The organism is Arthrobacter sp. RT-1 (assembly GCF_003367205.1).
Lineage (GTDB): Bacteria > Actinomycetota > Actinomycetes > Actinomycetales > Micrococcaceae > Arthrobacter.
Window position 1 is genome coordinate 110,026 of the sequence record NZ_QRGQ01000050.1, and the last position, 18,317, is coordinate 128,342.

Consider the following 18,317-nt stretch of genomic DNA (forward strand, 5'->3'; position numbering starts at 1 on the left):
CCGTTTCCCTCCGTTCCAATCAAGGAAGATTGCCGCAATGAAAAACGTGTTCCGCGCTGCCGCAGCCGCAGCTGTTGCCGCCCTGGCCCTGACCGCCTGTGGCGGCGGAAGCTCCACCGACCCCTCCAATGTCAGCCCCACCGGGGAGATCAAGCCCCGCGAAATCTCGTGGCTGCTCTCCCGCCCGGCAGACGGTGCCGTCATCAACATCATGAAAAAGATCGCTGACGACTACGCCAAGGACCACCCGGGCTTCGAACTGAACCTGATCACCACCCCGGACCGGCCCTCCTATATCCAGAAGCTCGAAACCCTGGCCGCGGCCAACAAGCTTCCCGAGCTGTTCGATACCGACGCCACGCCCTTCGCCCAGCAGCTGGCCAAGCAGGGCAAGATGGTGGACGCCGAGAAGCTGCTGAAGTCCCTGGACGTTTACGACGACTACCGCCAGGGCGCACTGGACTACCAGCGGTTCGACGACGGGTCCCTCTACATGATCCCGTTCCAGTTCGAGCTGGAATTCATCTGGTACAACAAGGCACTGCTGGAAAAGGCCGGGGTTGCGGTACCAGCGTCCCTCGATGACATTCCCGCCATGTGCACCGCCCTGCGGAACGCCGGCATCACCCCCATCGCCATCGACGGCCAGGACCAGTGGCCGCTGGAACGTTATGTCGCCTATCAGCCGTTCCGCGAAGCCGGGCCGGATTTTGTGCAGAAGCTGAAGAAGGGCGAAGCGAAGTTCGCCGACCCGGCAGGCCAGAAGACGGTCACGTGGCTGGCGGAGCTCGGCAAGGCCAAGTGCTTCCAGGAAGGGTTCTCCGCCCAGGGCTACTCCGATGCGCAGAACCAGTTCACCTCCGGCCAGGCCGCGATGTACAACATCGGAACCTGGGAGCTGCCCAGCCTTGCCACGGACAAGCTGAACCCCGACGTCCGGGACGACATCGACTTCTTCACGCTTCCCACCACGGAAGGATCCGTGACGGCGGCCAACGAGTTCGTCTCCCCCTCCGGCATCGGCATGGCAGTGAACGCCAAGACCTATGACCCCCTGGTGAGCGACTTCCTGAAGTTCGCCCTGGAAAAGTACCCCGCTGAGTATGCCGCCACCGGTGCACTCTCTCCCACCACCGACGTCGAAACCGCCATCCCCGCCAACGCCACTCCCCTGTACCAAAAAGCCCTTGACCAGGCCGACAACCTCGGATCCAAACAGGCCATGCCGTGGGACACCCAGCTTGACCCCACCGCCAACGGCCGGCTGCAGCAGGAGCTGGTCCTCCTGGTCCAGGGCAACATCACGCCCGAGCAGTTCACCAGCACCATGGACAACGCCATCGCCCAGAACGCCCCCAAGTTTTTCAAGTAAGCACAGCTTCTTCAAGCAACCGCGGCGGGGGGCCACCCGGTCCCCCGCCCGAAAGGCCCCGCCATGCAACCCAACAGGATGCTTCCCAACAGGTCACGGACCTCGGTCCTGGTCTTCCTGCTCCCGCCCCTGCTGCTCTACTGCGCCGCAGTCCTCTTCCCCATCCTCCAGTCCCTGTTCCTGAGCTTCTTTTCCTGGAACGGCATCAGCGACATGGAATTCGTCGGGCTGGACAACTACGTCCGGATGTTCGTCGCCGACGACATCTTCTGGCGCGCGTTCCTGAACGCCCTGATCTACCTGGCCATCTGCCTGGTCCTGCAACTCGGCGGCGCCCTGGTGGTGGCCAGCCTGCTCACGTCCCTCCGCCGCGGGCGGGAGCTCATCAAAACCCTCTACCTGCTGCCGGCCGTCATCTCCACCGTGGCCATCGCCTTCCTGTTCGTGCGGATCTACTCCATCGACCCGGCCGGCCTGCTCAACCAGCTGCTGCACTGGATCGGTTTGGGAAGCCTGGAGCGGCCCTGGCTCTCAGACGTCAACACCGTCCTGGCGGCAGTGTCCGCACCGGAAGGCTGGCGCTTCACCGGGCTCTACATGCTCATCATCTACGCGGCACTGATCGCCGTGCCCAAGGAACTGGAGGAAGCCGCGGTCCTGGACGGCGCGTCCCGGTGGACCCTCTTCACCAAGATCCGGTTCCCGTACATCCGGCCGGTGTGGATCACCACCACCATCATGGCCACCACCTACGGACTGCGCGGTTTCGACATCCCCTACCTGATGACCAACGGCGGCCCGGGACAGTCCTCCGAACTGCTGACCACTTACATGTACAAGACCGCGTTCACCAGCACGGACTTCGGGTACGCCAGCACCATCTCCGTATTCATCGTCATTGAGTGCCTCGTTGCCGTCGGCCTCATCCTGTTCCTGCTCAAGCGGAAGGCAGACTAATGATCGCCCAGGCAGCCCCGGCTACGCCTCCCACCACCGTCCCGCCCGCTCCGCGCAAAGCCGCGCGCCGCCGTCGTAAGCCCAACCTGTTCCGGACGCTGTCGCGGGTCCTGATCATGCTCATTGTGATTGTGCAGGTGTACCCGCTGGCCTGGCTGTTCCTCACCAGTCTGCGCACCGAACAGGACTTCGCCACCGGCGACCCTTTCGCCCTGCCCAGTTCCCTGACGTGGGAGAACTACGCCAGGGCCTTCGAGACCGGCGACCTGGGCCGGAACATCCTGAACAGCTTCATCGTGACCATGGGCGCCAACATCCTCATTGTCCTGTTCGGCATGATGGCCGCCTACGCCATCCAGGTGCTCGGGTTCCGCCTCAGCAAGCTGGTCCGCGGGCTGTTCCTGATCGGCATCATCGTGCCGGTCCAGATCGCCCTCGTCCCGCTGTTCATCGACTACTCGGCCGTGAACCTGCTGGACACGTACCAGTCGATGATCATCCCGCTGGCCGGGTTCTCCCTGCCCATGTCTGTCTACCTGTTCTCGTCGTTCTTCGAATACATCCCCCGGGAGACGTACGAGGCCGCATCATTGGACGGCGCCGGGCCCTACCGGATCTTCGGGCTGATCACCCTGCCGCTGTCCCTGAACACGGTTGTCACCGTGGTGCTGGTCAACAGCATCTTCATCTGGAACGACTTCATCTTCGCCAACACCTTCGTCCTGTCCGAGGACCTGAAGACCATTCCGCTGGGCCTGCAGAACTACATCGGCGCCATGGGCAAGGTGGACTGGACGGCAACGTTCGCCGCCGTGTGCGTCACCATCACCCCGTTGCTGCTGGTCTTCCTGGTGCTCAACAAGGCCATGATCCAGGGCCTTGAGAGCGGGGCGACCAAGGGATGACGGCCGCAGCGGATGGATATACTCCTGAAGGAGGACAGATGATTTCAATGGAGAAAGGCCCGGGAGAACCGGCCCGGACGCCCCGTGCCCGGCGGATTCCCGAGCGTGCCCACCCCGTCACCCTCCGCGACGTCGCGGAAGCGGCCGGGGTTTCCACCGCCACCGTCTCGCTGGTGGTCAACAAGAAAAAGGACGCCCGGATCGCGGAGGAAACGCGGCAGCGCGTGAAGGATGCCATCCGGTCGCTGGGCTACCGCCCCAACGCGATGGCCAAGACCCTGGTCAGCGGCACCTCCCGGTTCATCGGGCTGGTGGCCGACGGCGTTGCCACCACCCCCTTCGCCGGCCAGATCATCCACGGCGCGCAGGACGAGGCGTGGAAGCACGGCTACGCCCTCCTCATCGCCAACACCGAGGGCAACGGCGAGCTGGAGCAGGACGCCATCACCATGATGCTCGAGTACAAAGTGCGCGGCATCCTCTACTCCACCTGGTTCCACCGCCAGACCGACATCCCGGCGTCGCTGCGGGAAGCGGACTTTGTCCTGGTCAACTGCTTCTCCAACGAGCCGGGCACCCGGTCCGTGGTTCCGGACGAGGTGCAGGGCGGCCGCTCAGCCACGGAGGTCCTGCTGCGGCACGGCCACCGGCGCATCGCCTTTATCAACGCCACCATCCCCGCCCCCGCCAAGGACGGACGGCTCCTGGGGTACAGGGAAGCGCTTGAGGACGCGGGAATCCCGTTCGATCCCGAGCTGGTCATGGAAGCCTATCCGGACCAGGAAGGCGGCTACGGGGCAACCGGGGAACTGCTCAAACGAGGCGCTACGGCCGTGTACTGCTACAACGACCGGATGGCCATGGGCCTCTACGACGGGCTGCGCGAGCACGGCCTGTCCATCCCGGACGACATCGCGGTGGTGGGCTTCGATAACCAGGAAGTCATCGCCGCGCACCTTCGCCCCCCGCTGTCCACGGTGTCCCTCCCCCACTACGAGCTGGGCGCGGCGGGAGTCCGCATGCTGCTGGAACTCGACGGCGCCACCGAGGGGATCTCGAAAGTCCACTGCCCCACGGTGGAGCGCACGTCAGTCCGGGCGCAAGCCCACGCTTAACTGGAACGTACGACGTCGGCGCGCGGCCGCCGTCGTACGTTTCCATGGTGGTTCCAAGGTTCAAACCTAGGATGGAGTCAGCGTCAGCCAGGGAGGGGGCCGCCACCGATGTCGGAGGAAGTTCCGGAGGAGAGCCGCGGTTCCCGGCGGCACCGTTTTTCCCGGCGGCTGAAAGGCCTCGCCCTTCCCGTGATCGTGGGGCTGGTCTTCGTGGGGATCGGTGGTGCCGTCACCTATTACGGGATCAACGCGAGGCCGCAGAACACCGACCAGTCCATCCGCCTTCCAACGCCCGTCTCCCTGCGTCCGTGCGAAGTCCTGGACAGGGCTGCGCTGGTCCCCGCCAGCGGTGCGCTATTCGGCGTCAACCTCGATATGGAGGCAAGGACGCTGGCTGAATACTCCTTCAACCTGGGCCACACGCCAGCAGTGACCGTAGTTTCCACCGGCTTCCCCTACAACGGCGAGGAGAAGGAGGACCTGCAACGTGCCGCCGACCAAATCCGCGCCCACGGCCAGACGATGCTGCTGACCCTGGAGCCCGTGAACGGCCTCGACGCGGTGACGGAGGAATCCGCCGCCACTCTCGCCAGGGACCTCGCGGCGGTCAACAACGGCGGCGTCCCCGTCTTTGTGCGCTTTGCACCTGAGATGAACGGCAACTGGACCCCATGGGGACAGCAGCCGGCCCGCTACATCGCAGCCTTCCGGACGCTGGCGTCAGCCGTCCACGCCCAGGCGCCGGGTTCGGCGATGATGTGGGCGCCGGACTACGGCGGCGGCTATCCGTCCTCCGGCGGTCAGTTCGATGTGAAGCCGGGAACAGCGGACTTCACCGCGCTGGACACCGACGCGGACGGGGCACTCACCGCAAATGATGACCCCTACGCCCCCTACTATCCCGGCGACGACGCGGTGGACTGGGTGGGAATGTCCCTCTACCACTGGGGTTCGGCCTTTCCCTGGGGTGAGAACGAACTGCCGGAAGCCAACAAGTTCGCCAGCCAGCTCACCGGCAACTACCTTGGCGCGAACGGGGACGACACCCCGGCGCCTGACTTCTACGAGGTCTATGGAGTGCAGCACGGCAAGCCGGTGGCCATCCCGGAAACTGCCGCGCTGTTCAATCCGGCGGCCGGCGGGGAAACCGAGCTGGCCATCAAGCAGGCCTGGTGGGGCCAGCTGTTCGATCCCGCGACGGCCGCGCGCTTCCCGCAGCTGAAGATGGTCAACTGGTTCGAGCGGGACGAGGACGAGGTGGAAGTCAACGGCCGGGTGGACTGGACGGTCACCAAGACAGCGCAGATCCGGGAAGCCTTCACCGCCGCATTGCCCGACTGGCTGCACTACGGCCCGGCCGAGGCCTGCGCTCCCCGCAGGTAATCCGCTGCCGCACGGACCCATGCGCGGATATAGGTTGGGTTTATGGAAACCGTGAGGACTGCCCCGGCGCGGGCGCGGCGTGACGTCCTGAGCCGGCGCATCCGGCTCTTGGCTGCCGCGACGATCACCTACAACCTCCTTGAAGCGGTTGCAGCGCTGTGGGCCGGCACCGTGGCGGACTCCTCGGCCCTGATCGGCTTCGGACTCGATTCGGTGATCGAGGTCGCCTCCGCACTGGCCTTGTCCTGGCAGTTCTCCGCGCAGGACCCGGAACGGCGCGAGCACCTGACCCTGCGGATCATCTCGTGCTCCTTCTTCGCCCTCGCACTGTTCGTCACCGTCGACTCTGTCAGGTCACTGACCGGCGGCGGGGAAGCACAGCACTCCATGCCGGGCATCGTCATCGCCGCACTGAGCCTGGCCATAATGCCCGTCCTGTCCTGGCTCCAACGCCGGGCCGGCCGCGAACTCGGATCCAGGACTGCGGTGGCTGACTCCAAGCAGACCCTGCTGTGCACCTACCTCTCAGCCGTGCTGCTGGCTGGCCTGGTGCTGAACAGCACGCTGGGATGGTGGTGGGCCGACGCCGGCGCGGCCCTGGTCATTGCCGGGATCGCCGTCCGTGAGGGGATCAACGCCTGGAAAGGGGACGTCTGCTGCACCGTCCCCCATGTGGAGGAAAGTCATGCTGGGGAACCCGATGACTGCTGCACATCAGACGGGACAAAGTGAGGCGATGGAAACCTTTGCGAAACAAGGAATCCCCAAGCTGCGCCGTTAGGGTTCCCCAATGTCCGCTCCCTACCCTCTGATTCATGATTAATTGCTCGGTGCTGCGGTGCACCAATGCCGGTTCCGCCTTCCTGGTGGGGAACCAGAACCTCGTTGCCGGTTATCACGAGGCCTTCGTCTGCGCTGAGCATAAAGCGTTGATCGAGGCCGGCTCCCCCTGGGACATGGAGGAGCGCTACGTGCTGTTGGGACAGGACATGGCACCTGTCCTGCAGACATGGTCCGCCCGCCCAAGCGCCGGGTCAGAGGGCTTCACGCTCACCCTCGAAATCGCGAACCAGGCCAAGCCCATTGAGGTCTTCCTGACCTCAAGCGAGGCAAGGATGCTGGCCCAGTTCATCAGCGCCGCCAACGGCGACGGCAGTTGAGGAGTGTCTTCTAGCCGATCTCGCGCCGGAGGGTTTCCTGGAGCGGCACGTTGGGTTCGCCCGGTTGGCCCTGGCCGCTGAGGTAGAGGCCCATTTGGGCCCCGTGGTACTCCCAGTAGGCGAAGCTGAGGTTATTTTCCTCCAGAAGGCTGAGCATGTCGCTGACCCATTGCTGGCCGCCCTTGCCCTCCATTTCAAAAGCTTGGCGCACCGTCCCGAATTCCATCACGGACATGGGGACGTTGTTGTCGGCGCCGAACTTCAGGTGCTTCGCCATTTCATGCGCCAGGTAGGTTTTGTCGCGCTGGAGGAAGCCGTTTCCGGCCGCTCCGGGCGACTGGGCATAAACGTCCAGCTGCAGGCCGATGCGGGGCGCCGTGCCGGCTGACGGTGCGATGTCCTGTCCGCGCATGAAGCCCTGGATGCGGTACTTGTTGCCGGGTGTCACCTTGAACAGGTGCCTATCGTTGCTCCATCCTGTGATGGCTGCGGGGTCTGTTGCATTGCTGATGGAGAGGCTGCCGTCATCCAGGTGCCCGGTGGTTTCCCGTGCGAAGCCGGCCGGCGCCGCCGCATCTCCGCCGAAGCTCCACTGGTACCAGTCCAGGACGGAGTCCTTGTTCAGCTGTTCATCAACGATTTTGCGCAGTTCTGTCCCATCCGGGCTGTACTCGGTCACGGTGACGGCGTCGAACCCGGCGGAACCCCGCATGCCGCCCTGCACTGTCATGAGCGGCGCGGCCGCTACCGCGTTTCGGTCGTCGATGGCGATGATGCCGCTGTCATAGGGAGCCCAGTCCGAGGTGCCGTTCGGCAGGGCCGGGGTGGTGATGCGGCTTCCTTGCAGCAGGGTCCTGTTGCCCGTGGGCAGGATGACGTTCGGGTCCGGGTACCGGCCGCCGTCCTGAATGGGGCCTTCCACCCAGGAGGCGTACTGGTGCGTGTATTTGATGGGTTCGTAGAAATGGAAGTCGTACACCGCGTTGTTGTCGTCCACCAGGAAGTGCTGGTCGATTCCGGCGGCTCCGTAGCGGCCGTTGACCCCGTAAATCCCGCCGATGACCAGCAGGTGGTTCTGGTCCACGGACCGCACCGAGTCCACCAGCTGTTGCGCGAACTTTTTCCACTGCTCCCCCGTCGCATCAGTGGTCACCGGTTCGTTCAGCAGGTCGTAGGCGGCGATGGCCGGTTCGTCCTTGTACTTGTCGGCAATAACGCGCCACAAATCGGCGTTCTGCTGCTGGATCCGGGGGTCTTCCCAGATATCGAAACTTACCTGGTCGCTGGTGGGGTCCAGCCAGAAGCCCCCGATGGGTGTGTGCATGTCCAGGATCAGGCGCATCTGGTGCTGCCGCGCCCAGGTGACGTTTTGGTCCAGCCATTCCAAGAAAACCTTTGGCGAATCGACGAACCAGTCCCCGTCGAAGGCGAACCGGATGCTGTTGAATCCCAGCTCCTTCGCGCGCTCAAAATCCGTCTCGGAATGGTGTTGGGAATTGAGAAGCTCGGTTCCCTTCGGATTCCGGTGGTACAGGTTGGAAAAGTTCACTGCCTTCAGCCTGGCGGGTTCCCCGTTGAGGACCAGGCCTCGGCCGGAGGCAGTAACAAAGCCTGTGAACGACGCCGGTCCGGCTGCAGGAGGGTCATCCTTGTCGCCCAAGGCCGTGAAGCCGGCAATGACCAGTGCCGGGACCAACACCAGCAGCGCGCCTCCAACCCACCACGGCCACTTGCGCCGGCCGGCGATCCGCCAGGCCCTTGCCCCTGCTGGGCGATCCGATGATGAAGCGCTGCTGTCGGTCATGATGAGCTCCCCTTGCCTGGCCATAAAGCAGTTGCGCCCACTTTAGGGAGCTGACCTTGGATAAACCTTTGGTGTGGTTCCACCTGCGGAAACCAACGGGACGCATAGCACATCCAGGGGGCCGGAAACGGGGGCATCGGCGTACGCTGGGGAGATTACTGCGACCGTGAGGCGGAGACAGATGAGAGCTTTGGTGGTGGCGATCCTGGTTGTCGCCGTGGTCCTTTTCATCGTGGGACTGGCCGTCGAAACGCTGGGGTTCCTCCTTGGGGTGGCCCCGATGCTGGTGATTGTCGCCTTGGTCCTTCTGCTGCTGAACCGGTTCAGGGGACGCCGTATTCCGCGCTGAATAAACACCGCCCGGCCGATGCCAGCCGGCAAAGGGAAAGCCCCTCCTAGGAGGGGCTTTCAACGTAGTGGTCATTGGTCTTCTGGTAACGGTCAGCGGTGATGCACTCCCCCTTCCCGGACGCCCCACAGCGCCCATCCGGACTATGACAAGAACTGACTTTAATAAGCCAGGTCCGCCGCGTAAAGGGCTCGGGCTAAGAAACTTGAGCGGATCTTGAGACATGGGCAATAGGCGGCCTTTAGGATCAGGGAAGTGCCTGCCGGCACGGAACTGGCGGCTGCTGGGGCAGCCTTGACGATTGCGGGGACCGATCTCTGTGTTCAAGTTCGTGAAGATTCTTACGGCCACTCTTGGCGTCGGCCTGGGCCTCACATTTGCGGGAGTGCAGCCTGTGCAGGCAGCACCGGCAACCGCCCAGATTACGCTTAGTCCAACCACCGGTCCTGCGGGGTCCGCCGTCACGGTCAGCGGGACCGGGTTCAGGGTCTCCACCTCAGGAACGGTCATCGCGGGCTCCACCACATTTGGCTTCCGTACTACCTCAACCGGTGCTTTCAGCACGGCAATCACCATTCCTTCAACCGCAACAGGAAAGCTGACCATCTCGGCAAAGACATCTTCAGTCCAGGCGTCCTCGGTCTTTACTGTGGCAGCGCCGGTGGCGGTGCTGCCCCCGGCGCTGCCACCGGTCAGCACGGCTGCCCTGAAGTTTGGAGTCGCCACCACGGGCGGGCCGCTGGCAAGTGCCGAACTGGACGAGGTGTCACGGCTGGCCGGGGAAAGCCCGTCCAGCGTCCTGTTCTACAAGGATTTCCTCCAGGCGCCGCCGATCAGCGAGATGAACGCCGTGCGGGCCCGTGGCGCTGTGCCATTGGTGACCTGGGAGCCGTGGGCCTGGGGCGGCGGGCTCGACCAGCCCGCCTACTCCCTGGACAGGATTGCGGCCGGAGACTTCGATGCCCGCATCACCCAGTGGGGACAGGCATTGACCGCCTGGGGCTACCCGGTGCAGCTGAGGTTCGCCCATGAGATGAACGGCGACTGGTACCCGTGGGCCGAAGGGGTCAACGGCAACGAGGCCGGGGACTACGTCCAGGCGTGGCGCCACGTGCACGACGTCATGGCGGCCACCGGGGCGTCGAACGTCTCGTGGGTGTGGAGCCCGAATGTTCCCTACTGGGGCTCCACCGAGTTGTCCGGCCTTTATCCGGGTGCCGGCTACGTGGATATTGTCGCTCTGGACGGGTACAACTGGGGCACGTCCGCCTCGTGGAGCGGCTGGATTTCGCCGCAGGATCTCTTCGCGCCCGGAATCGCCCAGCTGCGGTCGCTGGCTCCGGGAGTTCCGATTTTGATCGCCGAGACGGCCTCAAGTGAGGCGGGCGGGTCCAAGGCTGCGTGGAACACGGATTTGGTGTCCTACCTTGCGGCCCAGCCGGATGTGATGGGCTTCGTCTGGTTCCACATGCAGAAGGAAGCCGACTGGCGCATTAACAGCAGCGACGCCTCGGCGTCCGCCTTCAATTCTGCGTTGGCGGCGCGCCGGGCGTCGTAGTCCCTGCTGCTGGTTAGGGCCGGGCTGCGGGGTTGCGGCGGACCAGGGCGATCAGGGCCACGCCAATCAGCATGATGCCCAGCGCTGTGAGCAGTCCGGCCCCTACGTTGAGTCCGGTGTAGGCCAGAGCTGCCCCGGACGCGGGGATGGAGGTGTTCATTCCGTACATTGTTAGTTGATTTCCTCTGCTGTGTATTGTGCTTCCCAGCGGTCGATGCGCCGCCGGGTGATTTTGGTGGTGAGTACTGCTGACCAGGACGCAAGGAACCATCCGGAGCGCAGCCACATGAACAGTTCCTGCGGGAAGAAGGTGGCCGCAATCAGGACGTCTTTCCAGTCCCAGTGCGGTATCCGCAGTGCGCGCTTGATGTCCAGCGCCACGAACAGGATGGGCACCAGCCACCAGAACAGGACCACCTGGAACACGCCGAGGGTCAGCGACAGCACCATGACGGCGATCCACAGGAGCTTGAGGAAGACGCCCAGCAGGCCCATGGCCTGCTGGGCCCAGTCCCGGAGTGTCAGGCGGTTGAGCCCCAGGTCCAGCAGATCCTCCACCGTGCCCACCTGCCATTTCATCCGCTGGCCCCAGAGGGCCTTGATGGACTTCATGGAATCCGTGTAGGCCCGCACCTCCGGCGAAACCTGGCAAACGTAGCCGAGTTCGCGGATCCGGTAGGTCAGCTCGAAGTCTTCAACCTGCGAGGTATAGACCCAGGGCCCCTCCCGGTCGTCCCGGGCAGCAATCTGCCGCAGGACCGCGTTGTTGATCGCACAGCCGGTACCGGCGAGCACGCTCGTCCGTCCCCGCCGCAGCGCCGTATCGGTCCACGTGGCAAACTCAGCTTTCTGCAGCCGGCTCAGCAGCCCGGGATCCTGCATGGTGAATTTTGAGGAGGACCCTCCCAAAAGGACTCCTTCCCCGCCACTGAATTCAGCTTCCCAGGCTGCCAGCGCATTCGGCGGCAGCACGGTGTCCGCGTCCAGGCAGACCAGCACGTCCGCGTCATAGGCATACTCCGCCCACGCGCGGTTCAGTGCCTCGGACTTGCGGTGTTCCAGCCGGGGCAGCTCCATCACGGTGACCGGATACTTCCGCGCTTCCCTCGCTGTTGAATCGGTGCAGCCGTTGGGAACCACCACGATCAGGTCCGCAGGACGGTCCTGGCGCATCAGTCCATCAAGCGTCGCCCCGATGGACGCGGCCTCGTTGTACGCGGGGACCAGCACCACCACGCGCAGCCTGGAAACAGGGACACCTGAGTGCACCATGGTGTCAGCTGCCGAGGGCAAAACCGTGGACAAGGAGGCCTCCTACTGGACGTCGAAAAGTCCGGCCGGACCTTCCAACCCAGCTAATAGCCCCTATCTCAGATTTCGCCCGCACCCGGCATCAAGGTTCAATCAAATACTCTCAATTCTTGCTCAACGCATTTTCTTGAGACTCACAATTCACAACTCATGCAAAAGCCACATCGCGAAAGCACTAATAGCGTGCATTAATTTTATTTGTGCTTCTGGTCACAATTTGGGGCTAAAACGGCAAATTCAAATTCACTTGATTCCTGGGCCAACTGGAGGACGGCCCTTCACGTGCTCCCCCGACGCACGAACGCATCCTCCAGGGACTCCGCCGGAGCGAAAATAGAGTACACACTACTCGTGTGCTCCGCCTTGGCCCCCCGGTACTGTCTCCAGAAGTATTGCTGAGGGCATTCTGACTGTCATGGGGGGCAGGTTATGAGTAGTGAGCTAAACGTGCACGGTGCACGGTATCAGGCAGGGGTCGGTGACGGAGGCAGCAGCGGGACAGCGTGGTCCCGCTGGCAGTCACCGGCCCCGGCATCCTCAGGGCCGGCCCGGGATGGGACTTTCTCGCAGGATAAGTGGTGGGAAAGCCCCGCGACGTTCATGCTGGATGTGCATGCCGATACTGAGCATGACTCCTTATGGTTACTCGCCCTGACGGCTAAGTCAGCACTTCTGGAGGCTACCGGCCACGCCTTCGACTGTGCCGTGACCCTGGTCCGTCCGGAAGAGGTCCCGTTGACCGCCGGCAACTCCAACCGTGCCGCCGGCCTCGCCGCATGGGACCAAGAGTCCGGTGAGGGGCCCGTGTCGCAGGCTCTGGGCGGGCGGTTGGCTGTCGTCGTCAACGCCGCCTCTGGAGGTACGCGCTGGCCCGCGTACCGGGAACGGTTACGGATGTCCGTTTATCAGTCAGTAGCATCAGTGCCGCTGCAACTGGCAGCCGGACACTGTGGCGCGATGACGCTCCTTGCCACAAAGGGCGCCATCTTTACTCCTGAAGTTCTGAGCAAAGCCATGGCCTTCGCTGAAGTGGCCGCCACGAGCTTGGTGGCAGCCGATGAAGTCAGGCAGGCATTAAGTACGGCGCATCATTTGCGTTCGGCCATAAAGGGCCGGACCTCCATTGATGTCGCCTGTGGCGTGATCATGGCAAGGAAGCGCTGCTCCTATGACGAGGCATTCGGCATCCTCGTCGAAGCCTCCAGCCACAACAACGCCTATCCCAAGGACGTGGCGGAGACCATCCTCGACGACCTCCCGGGCGGTGCTCCCGCCGTTCATTTCAAACGATGAACCGGTAGGGTCAGGCAGCACCCACCAGGCCCGCAAAGAGCGACGGGTGGACGATCATGTTGCCGGGATGGGCGTGCCGCAGGGTATCCAGCATGACTCCCAACCCGCCGTCTTTCGGGAGGAACCCGCAAATACCCATCCGGGCAGCCTCGCCCAAGGCTTCCTGTGACGGGTTGCCGGTGAGCATGATGACCCGTGCCCCAGGTGCTTCCGAGAGGATTTGTCCGGCCGCTTCGAGGCCCGACCCGTCCGTGAGATGAAGGTCCATAAGCACGACGTCGGGCTGCAGCTCGCGGAACATGGTCACCGCGGATTCCACCGACTTCGCCGCCCCCACACTTTTCAGGTCCGGTTCCCGGTCCAGTGCTCCAGCCAGCAGGTCCGAAAAGGTGGTGTGGTCATCAACGATCAGAATTCGCAGCCGTTCGGTTTCCTGCTTTGTCGCCACCGGCGCAATGGCGCCGGCCCCGCTGACCACGTGGATGGGGCTTCGGGTCTCGGCTGGCCCGAGCGCTGCTGCCGTGCTGGTCAGGAGCCGGGCGTGCGCCTCCTTTAGCGCCGGACTGGGCGCGCAGCCCAATTCCTCATCCAACACCTTGCGGCAACGGTCATACGCCCGCAGCGCCTCTGTTTTCTCGCCGTTGCGTTCCAGCCCCAGAATCAGGGCCGTCCAGGCCCGCTCATTCAGGGGATCTTCCTTTGCCGCCGCGCCGCCCCACACAATAGCCTTGCCCAGGTCCCCCACGGCCAGCGCAGTCTCAGCCGCCTGGACCCGGACCATGCTGACCCGGGCTGCGTGAAGGGCCCGTTCCTCCTCGGCCCAGGCCGGCAGCAACTCATCCCCCAGCAGCGGGGCCGAAGCGATCTCGAGTGCTTCGGTGAGCAGTGCCAGCGCTGCCGGCGCGTCGGCCTGGCTGGCCTGCTTGGTCAGTGTGTCGAACCGGTTCAGGTCCAGGTCCACCAGCGACCGGTCGATCGCGTAGCCGCCGGTGACCGTCCGCAGCGGCCCGCCCCGGCCGGACCCCGGCTGCAGGTGCCGCCGCAGGACACTGACATAGCTTTCCAACGTGGGCAACGCCACCGACGGATGATTGTCACCCCACAGCAGGTCCATGATGCGGGTCTTGGACACCGCCGAGCCGAAGTTCAACAACAGGATCTCCAGCACCTGCCGGGGCTTGGGCCCGCCAAGGTCATTCGCGCCCAGCTCGGTGTTTCCCCGCCGAATGGTCAACGGACCAAAAACCGAAATCGTCAGCACCGGCGCCTGCTGTGATGCGGGAACAAGTTCCGGGCCGCCGCTCTTCTTCGCCATCTCCAAAATAGTCACTCTGTGCCCCCCAAGTAATTGAGTACTGCTGGTTTCCATTGAATTGGCGGAAAAAAGTGCGAACAACAGTGGTCACTACTCGCTTCCACACCGGCTATTTCCGTCCGGCTACTTAGTACTTGGGAGCAGATACTCAGAGGCCCTGTGGGTGCAACCCGCCTGTACTCGGGTAAAACCAGCGAGGCATGAGGCGTTTGTGCTGGTGAACGCGAATGGCCACGGATCCGTCTCAAACGATTGGACAAACCTAGGTAGCTCCGCGCGGAGGCGAAATCACGCGCGTTCTGCCGCAGCACGGAATCCCCCTATTTTCAGGATGAGCCGGAGGAAGGGCTTCTCCTGGAACCTGTATGGTCCACGCCGCCGGCTGGACAGGTGGCATGGGATTGGTCCATTCTGGGTGGTAGGCGTCACACTCTTGTGGGGGCGTTTCCCTTGTGGCCGAGTGCAGGGCCTTGAGGAGTACCGCTAGAGCCTGCTGGCGGACAGATGCACACCGGGGAAAGAGAGCCGACATGGCCACCTCGCATTTCACAATGTTCCTTGCAGAAGCCACCGTCCCTGAATTTGACACGGACTGCCCCCTGACCGCCGACTGCCTTTACGGCCTGTACGTCAGCTGGTGTGTCCTGCAGGGGATAGACGCAAAACCGGACGTCACTTTCCGAGCAGCAATGCACTGCCGGGACGTCGACGTTCATGACAGCCGGCTTCGAATGGTGGGCCCGGCGGCCGCGGACTATATCCTCTCCAGCTACCCGACTGCGGCTTGATCATGTCCATACATACGGCGGGTCCGGTTAGAGAAACAGCCATGAATGATGCCCTTCCACAGGCCTATGAACTGGCCGGAGTAACAGGGAGGATGGCTTCCGGCCTCCTCACCGAGGACGATGCCTCCAAGGCGGTGCAGTCCCTGGCGTACGTTTTGAAGGACTCGATCCCGAACTCGGCAGGGGCCGGGGCGTCAATCATCCACTCCCGCGGCCGTAGCAAAAGCACCGGTGCCACCGATATGGTCGTACTCGGAGCGGACAAACTGCAGTACGAGCTCGGCGAGGGACCGTGCCTCAGCGCGTGGGCGGAACAGCGCCCCATCATCATCCAGGACACCCGGGAAGAGATTCGCTGGCCTTCATGGACGGCGGCGGTGTCGGATCTTCCCCTTCGTTCTGTTCTCAGCGCACCGCTGACCTCTAGGGGAAGACAAATTGGTGCCCTGAAGGTCTACTCCCCCCTCCCTCTGTCATTTGATGACAACTCGGTCTTCCTGATCGAGCGGCTCGCCAGCCCAGCCGCGGTCTTGCTGCGCCACATCCGGGACCGGGAAGCTGCACAACGAACGAGTGAGGAACTCGCGGAGGCCCTGGCCAACAGAGACATGATTTCAAAAGTGCAAGGGATCCTGATTGAGCGCATGAATTTGAACTCACAGGAGGCTTTGGAGGTGCTGTTGGCCCGCTCGCGTGGAGAGAGCACACCACTCCATGAGGTAGCACGGGATATTCTCCAAATGGCCACCCGAGAGTAGGGGCAGGAGCGGAGCCTCGCTACCCAGGCCGGCTCCCCGAAGCCCTCACGGCATGGTTCGGCCCCCGGCGGTAAAACCGCCGGGGGCTTTCGAACCTGTTACCGGGTATCCATCCGGCGGGTGGCCGTTCCGCCGCGGCTGGACACGGCCCTGACGGATGTGACCTGCTGGCGCGGGCCGGGTTTAGCTGACAGGGACCAGCTGCCCAGGGAATTGATGGGAACGGTTCCCAGCAGGGTTTCGGCACGGCCGAGCGTGACGTCATAGACCTTCACCGAAGCTGAACCGGTGGGGACCGCCCCGTCGATCCTGGAGGTTCCCGTGACGTCCAAGTCCTTGTTAAGGCGGTGCCGCGCGGTGGTGATGGTGAGGACGTCGCTCGTTGCCGTCGGGGTTGCTGTCGCCGTCGGCTCCGCGGGGGCAGCGGAAGCCGTCTCCGTTGGCTCGGCAGTCGCGGTTGCGCTGGCAGTCGGTTCCGGCGTTTCCGGTGTCGGCTCATCCGTAGGTTCGTCCCCCGGTTCCTCCACCGGTGCAGTCTGATTGATCGGATGCGGCTTCGAGGCGTCGATGGGGTGGTTGGGGTCGGGTTCGTTCGGATCGATGCCCACGCTGAACTGGGCCATCATGTCGTGGTCCTCATGCGGGAGGTTGTGGCAGTGAATCATGTACCTGCCGCGGTGGTGCTCAAACTTCATGAGCAGCCGGACCGTCTCGCCCTCGCCCACGTACACAACGTCCTTGGGCCCGCGTTCGTAGGCAAAGGGCGGACGTCCGTTGCGGCTGAGGATCTGGAAGTCCACCAGGTGGATGTGGACGGGATGGAACCATCCGCCGGAGCTGTTTTCGATGGTCCAGATTTCCACGTCGTCCAGGTCCGGGTCAGCCAGAACCTTCTTGTAGCCGCTTTCCACCACCTCGTCCCACGTCATGCCGCCGATGGTCCAGATGTCGTTGTCCCGCTTCACGCGCATGTGCCGGCTTTTCACGGACTGGGAAGGGGTCAGGCTCATGGGCGTGCTGGGGGTGAGCAGTGTGGGCATGACCTTGGCGGCCGGACCGGAGGTGTCCACCGGTTCGTCGGTTACATCAAAGGCCATGACCTTGCCCGTGAAGTCGTAGTCCACGTTGTTGTCGTTGGACAGGTTGCGCAGTTCCACGCGCTTTCCGGCCGGGTACTTGGAAAAGTCGATGAGGACCTCGTAGCGCTCCCCGCCGCTATGCCGCCACGACGACACCTGCTGGGCAGTGGGCATCAGCCCGCCGTCGGTGGCCACCATCGTCACCGGATCCCCCGTGCTCAGGGAGAAACGGTAGGAACGTGCAATCGAGGCATTGAGGATGCGGAAGCGGTAGATCCGCCGCTGGACCTTCATCACCGGCCACGGTGCCCCGTTGACCAGGACGACATCGCCCCAAAGGCCGGAGTGGGTGTTGTCGTCGTAGGCCAGTTGGCCGTCGGCCGCGAACATGGCGTCGGATACCGTCAGCGGCACGTCGAACTTGCCCTGGGGAAGCAGGCTGCGTTCCACGTCGTCATGCATGTGGTACTGGCCGGCGAGCCCCGAGTAGACGCTCTGCGCCGTGTTGTGGACCGCGTGGTCGTGGTACCAGAGGGTCCGTGCCGGCTGGAAGTTCGGGTACTCGTAGTCCTTGCAGAAGCCAAGCCCGGTCAGGTCGTTGGCGTACCCGTCGAACTGCGGCAGCGAGGCCGAACCGTGCAGGTGGGTGGACGTATCGAGCCGGTACCCCCACTGCGGGTGGAACAGCGGCAGAATGTTGTCCATCATCAGGGTGATTCGTTCGCCCTGGTTCACCTTGATGGTGGGGCCCGGGAACGTCCCGTTGTAGCCCAGGATGGGTGTGCTCAAGCCAGGGACTATATTGGCCGAACCGAGCTTCTGCTCGATGCGGTAGTGATGCCGCTTGTGGCCGTCCGGGTCCACCGTGGTGCGCGTCGGCGCAAGCACCGTGGGCACCTCGAGGGTCCGTTGGAAGGGCCTGGGCATGTTGCTGGGTGCCAGCCGGCTTGCCGACTTCGCATCCACTGAGGTCAACGGCACCGCCAGACCAAAGGCGCCGATGATTCCAACTCCACCTATTTGCAATGCCTGCCGGCGTGTAATTGACATGGCAAAAGACTGGAATAACCACCCTGAGAAAACATTGGGGAAATCTGGTCCTCTGACGACGCGCACCTCCCCGAAAGCCCTTGAACGCGCTTGCCGCTGCGGCGTACTCTGCACGAAAAG

17 protein-coding genes are annotated in these 18,317 nt (G+C 63.6%); 12 read left to right on the plus strand and 5 right to left on the minus strand.

Features of this window, described 5'->3' with window-relative positions:
• Positions 1 to 37: 37 nt before the first annotated feature.
• The 7 genes from DXK94_RS20815 to DXK94_RS20845 all read left to right on the plus strand — a co-directional run bounded on the left by DXK94_RS20815 (position 38) and on the right by DXK94_RS20845 (position 6,892).
• Positions 38 to 1,372, plus strand: coding sequence for an ABC transporter substrate-binding protein (locus DXK94_RS20815; RefSeq protein WP_115526394.1), 1,335 nt, complete (start codon positions 38 to 40; stop codon positions 1,370 to 1,372).
• Between the two features lie 78 nt (positions 1,373 to 1,450).
• A complete protein-coding gene (locus DXK94_RS20820) occupies positions 1,451 to 2,329 on the plus strand; it encodes a carbohydrate ABC transporter permease (protein WP_115526464.1) in 879 nt (292 codons plus the stop codon).
• Entirely contained in the window at positions 2,329 to 3,234 is a 906-nt protein-coding gene (locus tag DXK94_RS20825; protein ID WP_115526395.1) for a carbohydrate ABC transporter permease, read from the plus strand. The genes DXK94_RS20820 and DXK94_RS20825 overlap by 1 nt, the downstream gene beginning before the upstream one ends.
• 38 nt (positions 3,235 to 3,272) lie before the next feature.
• Complete coding sequence (locus DXK94_RS20830) at positions 3,273 to 4,349, plus strand: LacI family DNA-binding transcriptional regulator (protein WP_115526396.1); 1,077 nt, start codon at positions 3,273 to 3,275, stop codon at positions 4,347 to 4,349.
• A 108-nt stretch (positions 4,350 to 4,457) separates the two neighbouring features.
• Positions 4,458 to 5,732 carry a glycoside hydrolase family 26 protein gene (locus DXK94_RS20835; protein ID WP_115526397.1) on the plus strand — a complete coding sequence of 425 codons (1,275 nt, stop codon included), beginning with the start codon at positions 4,458 to 4,460 and terminating at the stop codon, positions 5,730 to 5,732.
• Positions 5,733 to 5,774: 42 nt separating this feature from the next.
• Positions 5,775 to 6,464: a cation diffusion facilitator family transporter gene (locus DXK94_RS20840; protein WP_115526398.1), complete on the plus strand. Its 690-nt coding sequence runs from the start codon at positions 5,775 to 5,777 to the stop codon at positions 6,462 to 6,464.
• Between the two features lie 83 nt (positions 6,465 to 6,547).
• Positions 6,548 to 6,892, plus strand: a complete 345-nt coding sequence (locus tag DXK94_RS20845; protein WP_147294413.1) for a hypothetical protein — start codon at positions 6,548 to 6,550, stop codon at positions 6,890 to 6,892.
• 10 nt (positions 6,893 to 6,902) lie between these two features.
• Here DXK94_RS20845 and DXK94_RS20850 read toward each other — a convergent pair whose 3' ends face one another.
• Positions 6,903 to 8,696, minus strand: coding sequence for a glycoside hydrolase family 5 protein (locus tag DXK94_RS20850; protein ID WP_181884895.1), 1,794 nt, complete (start codon positions 8,694 to 8,696; stop codon positions 6,903 to 6,905).
• Positions 8,697 to 8,877: 181 nt separating this feature from the next.
• On the opposite strand from DXK94_RS20850, the gene DXK94_RS21495 reads away from it, so the two are divergent.
• Both DXK94_RS21495 and DXK94_RS20855 read left to right on the plus strand, forming a co-directional pair.
• On the plus strand, positions 8,878 to 9,045 hold the full coding sequence (locus tag DXK94_RS21495; protein ID WP_181884896.1) for a hypothetical protein: 168 nt from the start codon (positions 8,878 to 8,880) through the stop codon (positions 9,043 to 9,045).
• A gap of 331 nt (positions 9,046 to 9,376) precedes the next feature.
• Positions 9,377 to 10,603: a glycosyl hydrolase gene (locus tag DXK94_RS20855; protein WP_258868651.1), complete on the plus strand. Its 1,227-nt coding sequence runs from the start codon at positions 9,377 to 9,379 to the stop codon at positions 10,601 to 10,603.
• A 13-nt stretch (positions 10,604 to 10,616) separates the two neighbouring features.
• Here the strand turns inward: DXK94_RS20855 and DXK94_RS21500 are convergent, their stop codons facing one another.
• On the minus strand, positions 10,617 to 10,763 hold the full coding sequence (locus tag DXK94_RS21500; RefSeq protein ID WP_176156811.1) for a hypothetical protein: 147 nt from the start codon (positions 10,761 to 10,763) through the stop codon (positions 10,617 to 10,619).
• Positions 10,764 to 10,774: 11 nt separating this feature from the next.
• Positions 10,775 to 11,908: a glycosyltransferase family 2 protein gene (locus DXK94_RS20860; protein WP_115526401.1), complete on the minus strand. Its 1,134-nt coding sequence runs from the start codon at positions 11,906 to 11,908 to the stop codon at positions 10,775 to 10,777.
• A 606-nt stretch (positions 11,909 to 12,514) separates the two neighbouring features.
• On the opposite strand from DXK94_RS20860, the gene DXK94_RS20865 reads away from it, so the two are divergent.
• Positions 12,515 to 13,207, plus strand: a complete 693-nt coding sequence (locus tag DXK94_RS20865) for an ANTAR domain-containing protein (protein ID WP_181884897.1) — start codon at positions 12,515 to 12,517, stop codon at positions 13,205 to 13,207.
• Between the two features lie 10 nt (positions 13,208 to 13,217).
• Here the strand turns inward: DXK94_RS20865 and DXK94_RS20870 are convergent, their stop codons facing one another.
• The gene (locus DXK94_RS20870) at positions 13,218 to 14,537 is read right to left on the minus strand and encodes a BTAD domain-containing putative transcriptional regulator (RefSeq protein WP_258868652.1); all 1,320 of its coding nucleotides are present in this window, start codon (positions 14,535 to 14,537) and stop codon (positions 13,218 to 13,220) included.
• A gap of 515 nt (positions 14,538 to 15,052) precedes the next feature.
• On the opposite strand from DXK94_RS20870, the gene DXK94_RS20875 reads away from it, so the two are divergent.
• Together DXK94_RS20875 and DXK94_RS20880 are read left to right on the plus strand one after the other, a co-directional pair.
• Entirely contained in the window at positions 15,053 to 15,310 is a 258-nt protein-coding gene (locus DXK94_RS20875; RefSeq protein WP_115526403.1) for a hypothetical protein, read from the plus strand.
• Positions 15,311 to 15,351: 41 nt separating this feature from the next.
• Positions 15,352 to 16,068, plus strand: a complete 717-nt coding sequence (locus DXK94_RS20880; RefSeq protein ID WP_181884898.1) for a GAF and ANTAR domain-containing protein — start codon at positions 15,352 to 15,354, stop codon at positions 16,066 to 16,068.
• A 98-nt stretch (positions 16,069 to 16,166) separates the two neighbouring features.
• Here the strand turns inward: DXK94_RS20880 and DXK94_RS20885 are convergent, their stop codons facing one another.
• Positions 16,167 to 18,197: a multicopper oxidase family protein gene (locus DXK94_RS20885; RefSeq protein WP_115526405.1), complete on the minus strand. Its 2,031-nt coding sequence runs from the start codon at positions 18,195 to 18,197 to the stop codon at positions 16,167 to 16,169.
• Between the last annotated feature and the right edge of the window lie 120 nt (positions 18,198 to 18,317).

What these genes read in the sequence shown, in the direction of transcription:
- DXK94_RS20815 (WP_115526394.1), top strand. Translation starts at nt 38, where the DNA reads ATGAAAAACGTGTTCCGCGCTGCCGCAGCCGCAGCTGTTGCCGCCCTG.
- DXK94_RS20820 (WP_115526464.1), top strand. Translation starts at nt 1,451, where the DNA reads ATGCTTCCCAACAGGTCACGGACCTCGGTCCTGGTCTTCCTGCTCCCG.
- DXK94_RS20825 (WP_115526395.1), top strand. Translation starts at nt 2,329, where the DNA reads ATGATCGCCCAGGCAGCCCCGGCTACGCCTCCCACCACCGTCCCGCCC.
- DXK94_RS20830 (WP_115526396.1), top strand. Translation starts at nt 3,273, where the DNA reads ATGATTTCAATGGAGAAAGGCCCGGGAGAACCGGCCCGGACGCCCCGT.
- DXK94_RS20835 (WP_115526397.1), top strand. Translation starts at nt 4,458, where the DNA reads ATGTCGGAGGAAGTTCCGGAGGAGAGCCGCGGTTCCCGGCGGCACCGT.
- DXK94_RS20840 (WP_115526398.1), top strand. Translation starts at nt 5,775, where the DNA reads ATGGAAACCGTGAGGACTGCCCCGGCGCGGGCGCGGCGTGACGTCCTG.
- DXK94_RS20845 (WP_147294413.1), top strand. Translation starts at nt 6,548, where the DNA reads ATGATTAATTGCTCGGTGCTGCGGTGCACCAATGCCGGTTCCGCCTTC.
- DXK94_RS20850 (WP_181884895.1), bottom strand. Translation starts at nt 8,696, where the DNA reads ATGACCGACAGCAGCGCTTCATCATCGGATCGCCCAGCAGGGGCAAGG.
- DXK94_RS21495 (WP_181884896.1), top strand. Translation starts at nt 8,878, where the DNA reads ATGAGAGCTTTGGTGGTGGCGATCCTGGTTGTCGCCGTGGTCCTTTTC.
- DXK94_RS21500 (WP_176156811.1), bottom strand. Translation starts at nt 10,763, where the DNA reads ATGAACACCTCCATCCCCGCGTCCGGGGCAGCTCTGGCCTACACCGGA.
- DXK94_RS20865 (WP_181884897.1), top strand. Translation starts at nt 12,515, where the DNA reads ATGCTGGATGTGCATGCCGATACTGAGCATGACTCCTTATGGTTACTC.
- DXK94_RS20875 (WP_115526403.1), top strand. Translation starts at nt 15,053, where the DNA reads ATGGCCACCTCGCATTTCACAATGTTCCTTGCAGAAGCCACCGTCCCT.
- DXK94_RS20880 (WP_181884898.1), top strand. Translation starts at nt 15,352, where the DNA reads ATGAATGATGCCCTTCCACAGGCCTATGAACTGGCCGGAGTAACAGGG.
- DXK94_RS20885 (WP_115526405.1), bottom strand. Translation starts at nt 18,197, where the DNA reads ATGTCAATTACACGCCGGCAGGCATTGCAAATAGGTGGAGTTGGAATC.